Annotated in this window: 15 protein-coding genes; 11 read left to right on the top strand and 4 right to left on the bottom strand. The window is 40.5% G+C overall.

The window, feature by feature from the left end; translation table 11 throughout:
- Nucleotides 1-8: 8 nt before the first annotated feature.
- The 11 genes from AC4E8A_RS12455 to AC4E8A_RS12405 all read left to right on the top strand — a co-directional run bounded on the left by AC4E8A_RS12455 (nucleotide 9) and on the right by AC4E8A_RS12405 (nucleotide 9,253).
- Nucleotides 9-224: a helix-turn-helix domain-containing protein gene (locus tag AC4E8A_RS12455; protein WP_490193476.1), complete on the top strand. Its 216-nt coding sequence runs from the start codon at nucleotides 9-11 to the stop codon at nucleotides 222-224.
- Nucleotides 225-271: 47 nt separating this feature from the next.
- On the top strand, nucleotides 272-1,198 hold the full coding sequence (locus AC4E8A_RS12450) for an ABC transporter ATP-binding protein (protein ID WP_490193475.1): 927 nt from the start codon (nucleotides 272-274) through the stop codon (nucleotides 1,196-1,198).
- On the top strand, nucleotides 1,191-2,135 hold the full coding sequence (locus tag AC4E8A_RS12445; protein WP_490193474.1) for an ABC transporter permease: 945 nt from the start codon (nucleotides 1,191-1,193) through the stop codon (nucleotides 2,133-2,135). Before AC4E8A_RS12450 ends, AC4E8A_RS12445 begins: the two co-directional genes overlap by 8 nt.
- 387 nt (nucleotides 2,136-2,522) lie before the next feature.
- The gene (locus tag AC4E8A_RS12440) at nucleotides 2,523-3,089 is read left to right on the top strand and encodes an RNA polymerase sigma factor (RefSeq protein ID WP_490193473.1); all 567 of its coding nucleotides are present in this window, start codon (nucleotides 2,523-2,525) and stop codon (nucleotides 3,087-3,089) included.
- Entirely contained in the window at nucleotides 3,067-3,873 is an 807-nt protein-coding gene (locus AC4E8A_RS12435) for a hypothetical protein (protein ID WP_490193472.1), read from the top strand. Before AC4E8A_RS12440 ends, AC4E8A_RS12435 begins: the two co-directional genes overlap by 23 nt.
- A complete protein-coding gene (locus tag AC4E8A_RS12430; RefSeq protein ID WP_490193471.1) occupies nucleotides 3,857-4,744 on the top strand; it encodes an ABC transporter ATP-binding protein in 888 nt (295 codons plus the stop codon). The genes AC4E8A_RS12435 and AC4E8A_RS12430 overlap by 17 nt, the downstream gene beginning before the upstream one ends.
- Complete coding sequence (locus AC4E8A_RS12425) at nucleotides 4,741-5,868, top strand: hypothetical protein (RefSeq protein ID WP_490193470.1); 1,128 nt, start codon at nucleotides 4,741-4,743, stop codon at nucleotides 5,866-5,868. Before AC4E8A_RS12430 ends, AC4E8A_RS12425 begins: the two co-directional genes overlap by 4 nt.
- 968 nt (nucleotides 5,869-6,836) lie before the next feature.
- Nucleotides 6,837-7,223 (top strand): hypothetical protein, encoded by a 387-nt coding sequence (locus AC4E8A_RS12420; protein WP_490193469.1) that lies wholly within the window; start codon nucleotides 6,837-6,839, stop codon nucleotides 7,221-7,223.
- Between the two features lie 464 nt (nucleotides 7,224-7,687).
- Nucleotides 7,688-8,368: an alpha/beta fold hydrolase gene (locus tag AC4E8A_RS12415; RefSeq protein WP_490193468.1), complete on the top strand. Its 681-nt coding sequence runs from the start codon at nucleotides 7,688-7,690 to the stop codon at nucleotides 8,366-8,368.
- Between the two features lie 21 nt (nucleotides 8,369-8,389).
- Nucleotides 8,390-8,593: an alpha/beta fold hydrolase gene (locus AC4E8A_RS12410; protein WP_490193467.1), complete on the top strand. Its 204-nt coding sequence runs from the start codon at nucleotides 8,390-8,392 to the stop codon at nucleotides 8,591-8,593.
- A 408-nt stretch (nucleotides 8,594-9,001) separates the two neighbouring features.
- Complete coding sequence (locus AC4E8A_RS12405; RefSeq protein WP_490193466.1) at nucleotides 9,002-9,253, top strand: hypothetical protein; 252 nt, start codon at nucleotides 9,002-9,004, stop codon at nucleotides 9,251-9,253.
- Nucleotides 9,254-10,135: 882 nt separating this feature from the next.
- On the opposite strand, the gene AC4E8A_RS12400 is transcribed toward AC4E8A_RS12405, so the two are convergent.
- The 4 genes from AC4E8A_RS12400 to AC4E8A_RS12385 form a co-directional block, all read right to left on the bottom strand.
- Nucleotides 10,136-11,077 carry a hypothetical protein gene (locus tag AC4E8A_RS12400; protein ID WP_490193465.1) on the bottom strand — a complete coding sequence of 314 codons (942 nt, stop codon included), beginning with the start codon at nucleotides 11,075-11,077 and terminating at the stop codon, nucleotides 10,136-10,138.
- Nucleotides 11,078-11,588: 511 nt separating this feature from the next.
- On the bottom strand, nucleotides 11,589-12,362 hold the full coding sequence (locus tag AC4E8A_RS12395; protein ID WP_490193464.1) for a TerC family protein: 774 nt from the start codon (nucleotides 12,360-12,362) through the stop codon (nucleotides 11,589-11,591).
- A gap of 359 nt (nucleotides 12,363-12,721) precedes the next feature.
- Nucleotides 12,722-13,357: a pentapeptide repeat-containing protein gene (locus AC4E8A_RS12390; RefSeq protein WP_490193463.1), complete on the bottom strand. Its 636-nt coding sequence runs from the start codon at nucleotides 13,355-13,357 to the stop codon at nucleotides 12,722-12,724.
- A gap of 251 nt (nucleotides 13,358-13,608) precedes the next feature.
- Nucleotides 13,609-14,025: a hypothetical protein gene (locus AC4E8A_RS12385; RefSeq protein WP_490193462.1), complete on the bottom strand. Its 417-nt coding sequence runs from the start codon at nucleotides 14,023-14,025 to the stop codon at nucleotides 13,609-13,611.
- Nucleotides 14,026-14,112: the final 87 nt, after the last annotated feature.

Genomic DNA, 14,112 nt, shown 5'->3' with positions numbered 1-14,112 from the left:
TGATGAAAATGGCAATTATTATTCATATCGATGTCATGCTGGCCAAGAGGAAGATGAGTGTGACCGAACTCTCTGAAAGAGTGGGAATCACGATGGCGAATCTTTCTATATTGAAGAATGGAAAAGCAAAAGCAATCAGGCTGTCAACCTTAGAAGCCATTTGTAAAGCCCTGGAGTGTCAGCCAGGCGATATCCTGGAATATCGAAGTGGTGAAGAGGCTTAAGGATAAGCTGAAATAATTTTCTAATCTACCGTTAAAGGAGTAATAAAATGAGTACGGAACCTATCATCAGTTTAACGAATGTCACGAAACGGATCGGCAGGAATACCATCGTCGACGGACTTACCTTCGATGTCCCTAAAGGCGAGATATTTGGGTTCCTAGGTCCAAATGGAGCTGGAAAAACAACCACCATCCGGATGATCGTGGGACTCATGTCGATTAGCCAGGGGCAGATCCTGATCAAGGGAAAAAACATTAAAACCGAATTCGAGCAAGCGATCCGCCACGTTGGCGCGATTGTAGAAAGTCCGGAAATGTACAAATATCTCAGCGGGTACCTTAACTTGGTGCACTATGCGCGGATGGTACCGGGGGTAACCAAGGAGCGGATCGATGAAGTGGTGTCCCTGGTGAAGCTGGAAAACCGCATCCATGATAAAGTCAAAAAATATTCACTGGGTATGCGGCAGCGTCTCGGAGTCGCCCAGGCACTGCTGCATCGGCCGTCGCTTCTTATTCTTGATGAACCGACGAACGGCCTTGATCCGGCGGGGATTCGCGAACTCCGCGATTACTTGCGTCATTTGACCCGTACAGAAGGAATATCTGTTGTCGTCTCCAGCCATTTGCTGTCCGAGATGGAGTTGATGTGTGACCGGGTCGCCATCCTTCAGCAAGGAAAATTGGTTGATGTGATGCCAATCGAGGATCTTACTGCCAACCAAGAACAGACCTATGTCATTCAAGCAGAGCCGCAAGAACAGGCAATGACCGCAATGATGGGAATGAATGGTCTCAAAGGAGTCAAATTCGTTCAAGAAGGACGGATCGAGGTGACGGCCGAGAGAGAACGAATTCCGGATCTTTTGTCAGAGCTGATGCAGAACGATATACGTATCTACGGAGTCCAGATGGTCAGCAGGTCGCTGGAAGACCGATTCTTGGAAATGACAGGTGGTGGACAAATTGGTTAATCTCGTACGCAATGAAAATATGAAAATATACCGCAGGGTGCGGACATGGATCATGGTCGGACTAATGGTCGCTCTTGTCCTTTTTGTCAATATCATCGAATGGCATTCGGATGGAAAACAAGCGCAGGAAGAGGGCTGGAGGGCAAAGCTGCAGCAGGATAATCAGCAGTGGAGTGAAATTCTGAAACAGCAGGAGCTGGGCAATGACGACCGAGCCTTTTATGAGAGGCAGATTGCCATCAACGACTATCACTTGGAGCATAATATTCCTTCCACGGACGGAACCCTGTGGGATGGTGTGAATGGTTCGGCCGGCATGATGATTGTCATTACGATTTTCACCATCATCATTGTCGGGGACAGCGTGGCTGGTGAATTTTCAACGGGAACGATAAAGCTTCTGCTGATCCGGCCGGCAAGAAGATTTAAGATTCTTCTCTCAAAGTATATTTCGTTTCTGCTGTTCGGCATGATGCTGCTGCTCATCCTATTTGTGCTATCCATCTTGGTGAATGGCATTCTCTATGGATTTGGACACATGGACCTGCCTTTGGTCAAGATGACGGCAGATGGGGAATTCGTTGAAAAGAATATGATCGTCAATCTCTGGAAAACGTATATGCTCAATGGAGTATCCACGGTCATGTACATTACCCTGGCCTTCATGATTTCGTCTGCTTTCCGGAGCAGCGCGATGGCCATTGGATTTTCCATAGGTGCCTTGTTCGCAGGAAACATTATCTTGGAAGCACTTCAGCGGTTCGATTGGAGCAAGTATCTGTTGTTTGCCAACACCGATCTTACCCAGCACCTGGATGGAAACCCATTCCAAGAGGGGATGACTTTGTCCTTTTCCATAGCCATCCTCGCTGTCTATTTCCTTTTGTTCAATTTTATTTCCTGGCTTCTTTTTACACGGCGGGACGTGGCGGCTTAATCGCTGCAGGATGAGGTACTCATACACGTTTGTATGGGTGCCTTTTTTATATATCCAGATTTGGAGGGAACCCTTACATGCTCCATCTTCCATCACTCGTTCTAAAAGGGATGCAATTGAAAGAGTGATCAATGGGATGGCTCTTTTTTTATGGAAAGAAAATGAATGACATATAGCGTGGTAAACTAGTAAAAAGCATGAAAAGGAAATAAGTGGATCGCTGATTGGGAATTGGGATAAATGAACAACTTCCATGTGATAAGGTCGTGCCTTGGGTACGATCCACTTGTTCAATCATGCTGCACCGTTTTTGCCGTGCGAATTTTTTTACATTACGATAAATCTTTTTAAAATCTATTCTCGTCTTACATATTGAGGTGATGCAACGTGACTGAAGATCGGCAGCTGATCAAGGAAATCCTTCGCGGAAGCCAGGCGGCGATGGAAGTCCTGACACGAAAATATTATAAAGATGTTTTTGCTTTTGTCTATCGAAAAACAGGAAATAGGGATTTGGCCTATGACTTGACTCAGGAAATTTTTATCAAGGTGATACAAAAAATCAGTTCTTATTCAAACAACGGCAGCTTCAAGAGCTGGGTGTTCACCATTGCGGTCAATCATTGCCGGGACCACTGGAAGAGCGCGGAATATAATCGCAGCCTGAAGCAGTCCGAACTCCCCGAATACCTGACAAATGAGAAAACGAATGTTTCCTACATATTTGCCCAAAAAGAAACAAGGGAGAGAGTGAAGGCCGCCATCAGTGAGCTTCCGGAGTATCAGCGTGATGCGATCATATTGAAGTATTTTCATCAGATGAAGATTCACGAGATCGCCTCCGTGACAGAAGCCAATGAATCCACCGTGAAATCGAGGCTGAAACAGGGTCTGGGTAAACTAGCCAAACTTTTAGGAAGAGGTGAAGAAGATGGACAGCAGCAGAAGAAATGATGCCCCATTTGACATGGAATTAGAGAATCTGGAAAAAGAAATCGGGTTCAAGCTTGATGATTATGATGTCGAGTATCCAAGTGAGGACGAGATGATAAGAACGATTCAAGCCATCCGCCCTTTTGTGCCGGCTACAGAAAACCGCTGGAAGAGCATGTGGGAAAACGTCTGGTCCGTCATGAAGATTTCCTATCAGGAACTATTTTATTTTAGTCCATTCTTTTGGGTGTTGAATGGCTTGTTCCTTTCCATATGTATGTACGCAGTATTCGCTGCCGGCCAAGATCCGTACGTGTCTCTGATGCTTTTTGCTCCTTTGCCGACGATTACTGGTTTATGCGAAATCCTAAAAAGCAGAATGACTGGAATGGCAGAACTGGAACTCTCCTTCAGATATAGTTTGCAGGAAATCATCCTGTCCAGACTGTTCATCATCGGCGGTTTCAATTTAGGCATGAACCTGATTGCGACGGGTGCTCTTTCGGTTTTTGCTGCAGATATATGGGCTGGGAAACTGCTGCTCTATTGGATGACACCCTTTACGATCATTACGGGGATTTCTTTCCTGATTGCCAACCGGATACGGCATGTGCATGCGGTTACAGCCACACTCGCAGTATGGTTGGGAGCCGGTGTGATCCTTAGTAATACTGTCATCATTGAAAAGATCGAAGCCGTTCCAGCAGCCGTTTATGTGCTGGGCATCCTAACCGCTTTCATTTTTATTATTCTTCAAGCAAGCCGGTTGTATAAAAGGGGGGGACGTTATGAATTTAACCATTGAAGGCATCTCAAAAATATTTAAAGAGAGACATGGGGAAATAAAGGCACTGGATAATCTTCATTTGGAATTGACGACTGGGGTCTACGGCATCCTTGGTGCCAATGGCTCCGGAAAGACGACACTCATGCGAATCGTTGCCACTGTGATGAAACCTACCAAAGGGATCGTTTATCTGAATGGCAGGGATATTACCCGCATGGATGACGAATATCGTGACTTGATCGGTTATCTTCCTCAGCATGTAGGATTGTATAAGAACTTCTCAGCAGAAAAGCTGCTCCACTATATAGCTGCTTTGAAAGGCCTATCAAAGCAGGAGGCGAATGAAAAGGTGGAGGAAACGCTTGAACTAGTCGGTCTTCTGAGATATCGGAAAAAGAAAGTCGGCAAATTTTCGGGTGGGATGAAAAGAAGGATCGGGATCGCCCAGGCTCTATTGAATGATCCGAAAATCCTGATCGTCGATGAACCAACAGCAGGTCTCGATCCGAAAGAGCGGATACGCTTCCGGAATCTGTTATCGAAAATATCCGCAAACCGGATCGTCCTTTTGTCCACTCATATTGTGTCGGATATTGAATTCATTGCAAAAGAAGTTCTGATTCTAAAAGAAGGAAGGCTCCTCAAAAAAGAATCGCCGAATCATCTGTTGGCAGGACTCGATCAAAAAGTCTGGTCGCTGACATCAAAAGAAGAAGAATTGGAAACGTATCAAACAGGATACAAAGTCGGGAACATTTCACGCATCCAGGATGGTTATCAGCTGCGGATGATAAGTGAAGAGAAACCACATCAACAGGCAGTAAGTGTGGAACCTAATCTGGAAGATTTATATTTGTACTACTTCGATGAAGAGGAGGGGATGGAATGAAGCTGCTAAAGCTGGAACTATACAAAATCTTCAGCCAGAAAATGATCTATATCACCTTTCTAATTCTCATCCTTTTGTCTTCTATGTATATTTTAAACTTCGAGAAAACAGATGAGCAGACGAAGCAATTTTATAAAGAGTGGGAAGGGACCTTGACGTCTGAAAAAATCTTAGAAGCTGAAGCGTCGAATGACCAATTGATGGCCAAAGCAGAAGAACGCATAGAGGAAATGAAAGCGAATGGGACAGAGGGAGCTTTCCTTTCAGACAACGAGGAAGTTCAGTCCGGAATCTATGAAGATATTGCTTTTAGCCAGAGGATACAGGCGGCCATCAATCTAAGACTGCAAGACCTGGAGAGTTCAACTAAATACAATGCTGCCCTTGAAAAGCAGATGCTGAAAAACGTGGACCTTTCCTATTATTCTTTTTACAAAGGCCCAGCGGAAATCATTGAATATACCGGTACGTCTGCGTTTGTGGTTACCGGGGCGATGCTTTTGATCGGACTTTCTTCTACTTATACAAGAGAATACAGTTCGGGTGTCGACAATTATATACTGAGTTCGAAGAAAGGGAAGACGGTGCTGACTTGGTCGAAGCTTGGAGCAGCTTTGATCTATACCTTGATCGTTGTCGCCGCGTGGGAAGCCGTGAATGTCATCAGCAAGCTCTATTTACTGGGCAACCTTGGATGGGAATCACCGCTTCAGTTCGTATTCAGGTATTTTGCTTCTCCATACGGACTGAATATGCTGGACTTTCACCTGATTCAACTGGGAATCCATCTTGCAGCGGCATTTGGTTTTGCGGTATTGATCCTTTTTATCTCATCGATCAGCAGGAACTCACTTCTCTCATTTTTTATATCAGGGGCGATTTTCTCCCTTCCGTTCATGTTGGTGGAGATGGTGCCATTGAAACCGTGGCTCTTTAATTTAGTCCATTTTTCATACCTGTATATCATGAGAGTGGATTTCCTGTTCAACAGTTTCAAAACGATCAATATCCTTGGGAATCCAGTCTTATACCCTGTTGCAGCCGTATTGTGGATGGTAGTGCTTTCCGTTGCCCTTGCAGCAGGCACAATCAAGGTATTGAAAAATAAAGAGATTAGTATGTAGATAAATCATTAATGAAGTAAAAAGGGGACAGTCCCCACTTGCGTTACCGCGTTACCGCATTAGCGAACCAGGGGACAGTCCCCACTTGAATTACCGCTTTACCACATTAGCGAACCAGGGGACAGTCCCCACTTGAATTACCGCTTTACCACATTAGCGAACCAGGGGACACGCCCCACTTGAATTACCGCGTTACCGCTTTAGTGAATCAGGGGACAGTCCCCGCTTGAATTACCGCGTTACCGCTTTAGTGAACCAGGGGACAGTCCCCACTTGAATTACCGCTTTACCACATTAGCGAACCAGGGGACAGTCCCCATTTGAATTACCGCGTTACCGCTTTAGTGAATCAGGGGACAGTCCCCACTTGAATTACCGCTTTACCGCTTTAGTGAATCAGGGGACAGTCCCCTCGTTCCGTGGTAAAGAGACAGTCTGACTGTCTCTTTTTTTCAGGGCGTGAGGAATTTTGCGCTACAGAATATGAGTGCGTATTCTCGATTTCAAAATCTAAGTCTCATAAGAGTAAATACAGTTATAGCCTCTTTGAATTCTTTAGTATGAAATTCTTTAGGGTGTGAAGATAATTAAATGAAGCCAAATGCGTAACACGTCCGTCTAATTTGTAGAATTGAATTATGAATAGGCTGTTTTTCGCAGAATTTGTTGCTTTCGAAAAGATCCCTAAAGCCGGATTTACCTTAGGGTAATTTCATTTTAATAGCATGACTTCTGGTTGCGAGGATGTGATATTGATCTTATATTTAGAAAAAATCCTCGTTCTCACGAAAATATTGATTTAATAGATGGATATAAAAATCGAAAAAGTTTAATATATACAACATTACTAGTTACTTCTATTTATTCTTTTGGTAATAATTTAACAATTATTCCAATTTATATGTTAATCTTCTAATGGAGTACTTCTGGCCGGAAAAAACTCTAAAACAATTGTGGAGGGTTTACTGATGAAAAAGATGATTAGTATAACAGTCTTAGTTTTGGTAATGTCACTTTTGGGTGTATCATCAGCACTAGCAGGTTCGGGAACTTTTGTAACAGAGGATGGAAAGTATGAGACAAGCGTAACCACCTCTAGCGTAGCAAATGACGTTAGAATTAATGTTAGCCGGTTACAGAGGCTTTATGAGAACGGGGCCATTGGTTCAGCCAGCTCTAGTATGTTGCAAGCTAGATTATGTTCTGCAACAACAGGTAACTGCACTGTATTTCACTCACTGAGTGGTGGATATACGATATTTACTAACATGATACCATCAACATATTATGTAGATATAAGAGACTCATTAAGTGATTCTAAAATTGGTGGATCAGTAAACGCATATGCTTACTGATAAGTTTCAAGAGCCTCTCTCATTTTGAGGGAGGTTTTAATTTGGTGAAAATCAGTAACGGAAAAATACTTAGTATTAAAAACCAGTAGCGTAACCTGCCAAATGCATAAATGTCTTGTTCAAGTAAAGAGGCAATAACGGCAGATCAACTTATTAATGCAGCTATTGCCTTCTTCAATTATTGGAGGAGGTTAATTGAATAACATTTTTACTGAAAATTGGATCTTTTTATACTACTCAATCGTATATTCAATTAGCTAGGGGGAAGAAAATTAGTGAATATAAAATATACACATCCATTTAAAAAAGATTTTTAATGAGTTGAAAAATTCCTGAAGAGCTGGTTTGTATGTAAAAACAGGAAATAAGATGGTCAGTTGAATGTTTGCTAAATATGAAAGATGAGAGATGTTTACATAGAGCTAATAGAACTATTGTAAGCGATTAAACAAGGGGGAAAGAAAATGGAAAAGCCATTTAACGGGAGTTTGATTAATATTAGGGGAAAAGATTTATATGTAGAAATTTACGGTTCGGAAAATAACACTCCTTTATTGTATATACATGGAGGTCCTGGTCAAGGATGTTACGACTTCTCTTATCATCAAGCAGAAAGACTACAGGAAGAGGTTAGACTCATTGCGGTTGACCAGAGAGGTGTTTCCCGCTCTGAAAGCATAAAAAAAGAAGAGAGCTTTTCTATGTATGATATTATACTGGATTATGAGGAACTTAGAAAAGAATTAGGGATTAAAAAATGGGCACTGTTAGGTCATTCTTTCGGAGGCTATTTTAGTCTTTTATATGCAATTACCTTTCCAAAGTCAGTTAGTCATATAATTTTCGAGTGTCCCACTTTTGATTCTGGACTTTCAGGGAGAAATTCATTAATAAAAGCCTCAGAAATATTTACTGAAGTGGGAAAAGAAAACCTGGCAGAGAAATGCTTGGAATTATCACAATCAGATAAATCTGCGAAGGCTTTAATGTTGGAGTTTACGGTGATTCGTCCAGAATTAGGGGAAAGGGGCATAGAAATACACATTCATAATTTTGAACATACAACTGATTATTCATTATATACAAAAGATGAATGGAACCAGTTTCACGAAAAAAATATGGTTCATATTGACCGGTTGATTTAGGAGAATGAAATATTTAATTCCTTGCTATCAAGACTAAAAGAAGTAACACAGCCAGCTCTTTTAATTAATGGCAAATATGATCCCGTAACGTGTGATGAACAGAAAAGAGCCTTTTTGAAAGATGTAAAACATGGTGATAATATCACCCTACAAGATAGTGGGCATTTCCCTCACTTTGAAGAACCAGAAAAATTCAAGGACATAGTGGTTAACTTCCTTAAATAGTATCATATCGGTTGATAAAACAATTAAAGTGTTAGCAGGAAAAACTTGAAATAAACCTAAGCGTTGGAAAAAATAAAATTAAAGCAGAAAAAACTCTACTTTAATTTTATTTTTTTTCGGAACTAATGGGATACTCATTTAATTCTTTTATCTAGCATGGGGACTACTCTTGATCAAGTAGAAACCCTGGAGGCCTTTGGGTAGTTGGGATCTCCGGCTAACGGGAGGTTAATCGAACATCATTTTTACTCTCTTTTCTTAAAAAAGTATAAAACGTTATGTGGGTAATATAAGTAGGGATCGATAGAGGAGGAAAATCATCAGAATTAAGCGCTGATTGTTATTATTACAATGTTGGCAGAAGCTGGGTTGTTATGGGGAGTAGCGGCGTTTTTTGGATGGGACCTTATGGAGATTTTTTTTCTCGGAGGAGCACTTCAATTTGGAGTGATTTGGTTATTTGTTTTTTACACAACGCAAATGCATAACGAAATGAATGTACCAAGGGGGTGGACTGGTCAGGATGTTGGCGGAATCAAACTATTCCAATTCCGCTTGTCTCCCGTCACTCTTGGGATTGCCTTCTTTATGATATTGAGTTTCTGCTTGACGGCCATCTACTATAGGATTATTTTATTTATTAATGTTTTATATATATAGTCATAATTAATCGTTGAATGGGTGTGTCTGAAGTTTTGCACTTTTCCTATTTTATGATTGGTAGGAGGAGACGCTGATATACCTTAATAGAATTTTAAGATTGCGTGATTTAGAAATTTTTCATGTAATAAACAATGAAAAAATCTTCGCTCATGTAGTAATTGAGGATACTAGAAATCCTTTTACTGAAGAAAATATTAAAATGGATCCTTTATGTTATATTGGACTAGGAAGATATTAATAAGGTGTTAAATGTTTTAAGAATTTCAATAATCAATGACGAGGCCCTTACAAAAGAAGAATCATTAACGTTGAGGACGTATTTCTCGAGTTTTATGATTAATACACATATGACTAATTTCAATATTAAGGAATCTATTCAAGAAGATTTGTATGATCATCCAGATAGTGTAGAGTTTTTCAATAAGATTTTGAGAAATGGAGGTTCATCCTTTTGTATTGAAGAATTCCATGAGTGGAATTGGTATCTATTTATCCCAAGACTAATACGCATCAAAAGGCAATTCTTCTTTACTTTATAAAAAAGGGTCATGCTACGGCTTTATAGTACGTTGATGGCTTTTATGATTACCTCTACTATGAACAAGTGTTCTTGTCCATAGGATGTTTATAGTCAAGAGCAATTGGTAAGACATGAATACTGATCTTTTCCATAAAAGAGGAAAATTTAAATATTGAAGTTGACCATTTATTAATCGATGTAATGACGGGATCGAAGTATGAGTACAGTATTAATAAAACAGATTCCTTTAATAAGTAATTGTAAAGAAGTTACTGTTTCCGTTTTTCTTTAAGATATTTAACAAAAAGGCAATAGCTGGGGATATGTTGATGTATTCCCGGCTATTGCCCTTTTGAATCTTAATAGGTTTCTATTTCTTTTATAATTTCTTCTAACAATTCTTCAAAATTATCTGGTATGGTGTGGCCCATTCCTTTTATAACGATTAATTGACAGGGAATATTATATCTTTCAAAAACCGGTAATGCCTCTAACACGTCTTGATAAAAATAATCTTTATCTCCAGTGATAATCACCAATTTTTCTTTTGTTGTTGGATGTTTCTTTAATGTTTCTTCAATCGTGTCCAGGGTAGAGAGTGTAGGTACGATCGCCAAGGCTGTATCGTAATAACTATTCGGTTCAAAATACATAGTAATGGCTGTATCTGCTCCCTGGGAGGCTCCGATTATAATCCTTTTTTTAATAGAGGTTTCATATCCGGCCATTAATTCCATGTGGGAATTTTCAATTTCAGCCTTGGCAGCATCATAATGATCCCAATGATAGCAGCCATGACTAAACAACTGAGAAGATTGAATAAAGGAGAATAAATATTTATTCCTTAGTCCATCTGTAGCTATTTGCTCTGAGAAGTCTAAGGCATTTGAACCTTTCCAATGTAAAGCTGTGATTGACGTATCAGATTCAGTATTTCCTAGAATATGATGAATGAAACGTGAAGTGTTTTTATGAGTTTCATATAATTCCTCACAAGTATGAATGATTTCAGCAAACTCTTTTGAGTCTTGTATTAAGGACAAATCAGAATCACCTGTTAATATGCTCGGGTTCCAGTATAACCCTTTTGTTAAGACTTCTTTAAGTTCTGATAGGGCTTTCTCTTTATTATTCTTTATACAATAGATTCCTGCCAGCCAGTGCCCGATCCTATCCAGTTTATCAGGAAAAAAGGTTTTAGCTGTTTCTAAATTCATTATGGCCTCGTTATACTTTTCTTGAGTAATTAAGTCGATGGCAGATTTTTGAAGAGCTACAAAGTCTAAAAACGTTTTATTCATATCACCCCTCCTTAATTAAAGGGTAATTTAAATTACTTTTAAATGCAAGTCCTATTTCCGAAATATTCTTAAACTAGTTATACCGGTGCAATTCGTAAAGTGACTGCTTTTATCAATCTTAGGTTTTTAACAGAATAAAAGTCTAGTGTATCCTTCAACAATCGGCTTACGGATTAACCCGAAACTAACGGATTCAGTTTTTTTCTAAAATAGTAAAAGCTAGTTTAGATTGATAGGGGAAAGGTCTCCTTATTCTTACAGAATACCAACCCCTTTAAAGACATTTGTTTTGGAACTTTCGCACTCCACCTTATGAATTAACAGATGAATAGAAGCAGTAGATCCATGAATTCCTCTAATTGGTAAGGCCACTTTCGATAATCATGTTTCTAAGCCTTGATTTAAAAAGAAACTGACCTATGCCATTCGCAGGTCAGTTATAAGATGGTATATACAAAATGCATTTAAAAACAAAGTCTTTTTTGATGAGGTCATTTTATGGGTATTCAAATCAACTCTTGCTCTCACCAGAATTCTTACTCCCCGGAGCAAACCAGCCCAGTAAGGCAATCCCCACCAGAACCCCGTAAAAGATCAGTGTCCATATGGTACTGTGAGGGAAGTGATGATCCAATACACCGATATCCTCATGGGCGAAAGTAATGACAGCCAGTTTGACACCGACCCAGGCTACGATGGCATAGGCGGTCGTTTCCAAGGCTGGCCGCTTTTCGAGCAGCTGTACAAACCAGGTGGCTGCATACTTAATGAGGATGAGTCCGGCGATCCCTCCAAGTACCACGACGATGAACTTTCCGGCATCCATGCCGCCGAAATCTCCAAGGGGGGAATCAGGAAGTCCGAGTGCCAAAGCAACGGCAGCAAGAATGGAATCGATGGCAAACGCAAGGTCAGCCAAGGCGATTTTCCCGACAGACGGCCAAAAGCCTTTTCCTTTCGCATTTCCCTCGGTATCTTTATGAACATCTTCATTTTCTTTCCCAAACGTGGCCTTGATGACGTGCTTCAATCCTAAGTACAGTAAATAGGCAGCCCCGACGGCCTGTATTTGCCAGACGTTGGCAATGAACGAAATCGCAAACAGTGCCAGAAACCTGAAAGCGAACGCCATGAAGATTCCGTATTTAATTGCCTTGTTCTTCTCATTATCGGGCAGGTGCTTGGCCATGACGGCAAGGACAAGCGCATTATCAGCAGATAATAAGCCTTCCAGCCCGATCAAGATCAATAATGTCCAACCATATTCCAGCCAAATTGAATCCACGCATGATTCTCCTATCATATTGACTTCTTTTGCACCTTGAATCCTGTCTTGAATGCCTCACAACACAAGAAAACTCCACTCATTTCTATAAGTATGTTTGCATTCCTTCATCTGACAGCCTCTTTGCTGCCTATTAGATTGTCTTATATTTCCACTAAACGGAGAAATCAACTTTTGACTGAAAAAGTTCTTGCAATGTGGTCTTTGGTTCTGTGGTGTTTAGGAATGCTTAGTGTGCTGTGGTGGGGGGGGAAAGATATGCCGTTTTCTTCATGAAAGATAGTAGAGGAATAGTGGTGGTTAGGTTAAGAGGAAGGGGCAGGCACACAAAAGTGGTACCTGTCCTTCCGCCTCCAGCATCAATCCACAATCACAAGTTCCAATAACGCAGCAAATTGAATCGCTTGATTTGTTGAAACCTTACAGCCCTTCAAATCGGATGGGGAAACCGAAATGGACTCGAAGGTGGAAGTACTGATGTCGACTCCTTTAAGCGGTGCACTTTCAAAGCTGGCTGAATCTAGCTCGCATCTGGTGAATTCGACTTTTTTAAATGTACATTGATAAAAGTCTGAACGTTCCAATAAGCTATCTTTCATGATCACTTTTTCAAGCTTGGAATCACCGAAAGATGCCAGGTTGAGGAGGGATTGATCAAACTGAACATTGCCAAAGCGGGAATCCGTGAAATCGACCCCAAGCAGTTTACAATTCTTGAACACGGTCCGGTGTATCGAAGCCCCATTCAGGTTGGCATTCGAAAAATCACAATTCTCAAATCGAACATCTGTTAAGTCAATCCCGGAGAAATCCGTATTTAAGAACTTGCTATTCCGTATGGTCATTCGATACAAACGGACCCGTGGCAGCATTTCATTCTCGAAAACCGAATCATTAATCTCACATAGCTCCAATTCAGGATCTTCTTCATAAAAAATATCATTGAAATTCTTTAAGGGTAACTCATTTGGGATATTAGGGGAATCAATCTTCATATAAAAAACCTCTCTGTCTATAGTTAAAACAATACATAATGAATCATATATTTAACTATAAAGAATAAAGATTTCATTTTAAAGTCTTTCATTTTTGGAAAGAGTGTGTGCAATGCTGGTTTAAGATTGTAGAGGGAGGACAGTTGAGTACGGAAACATGGAGTGTACAGGGGTTTCCAGAACTGTGTGGTTTCACATCCTTTTTAAAGGCGGCAGATCCATTCAAACTAAAAAGAAGAAGAATACTAAGGTCAGCTGTTGTTTTTACTTCTAATAAGGAAGATTTCCTTCTCCAGCTTATTCACTTTTTCGGTCACAAAGTCCATGTCATGTATTCTTAAAGCATTCGTTTGTTCAAACGGGAAACCTATTCCGTCCAGTGTAGCGTCTACCTTATCAAAACGGCGATCCATATCATCAAAACGCTGATCCATGCGATTGAAGCGCTGGTCCATGCCATCAAAACGCTGATCCATACAATTGAAACGCTGATCCACCCCATCGAAACGCATGTCTACACCATCCAAACGCTGGTCCACGTTATCAAAACGCTGATCTATTGCTTCGAAACGTTGGTGAACATCTTTTTTGAAACTAATAAACTCGTGCTTAAAGCCTTTCATCTCCTGGTTCATTTCAAGTAGAAGATTCATCATTTTTTCCTCCATTTCTCTCACATCCTACTTAAGTATACTAAATTCTTGTTTGCTGACTCCTAAAGGATTCTGTAAGTTCGTTCTGGAACACACTTTTTT

It is taken from the genome of Bacillus sp. SRL337, from assembly GCF_984799155.1.
This window is presented reverse-complemented; position numbering and strand designations above follow the sequence as displayed.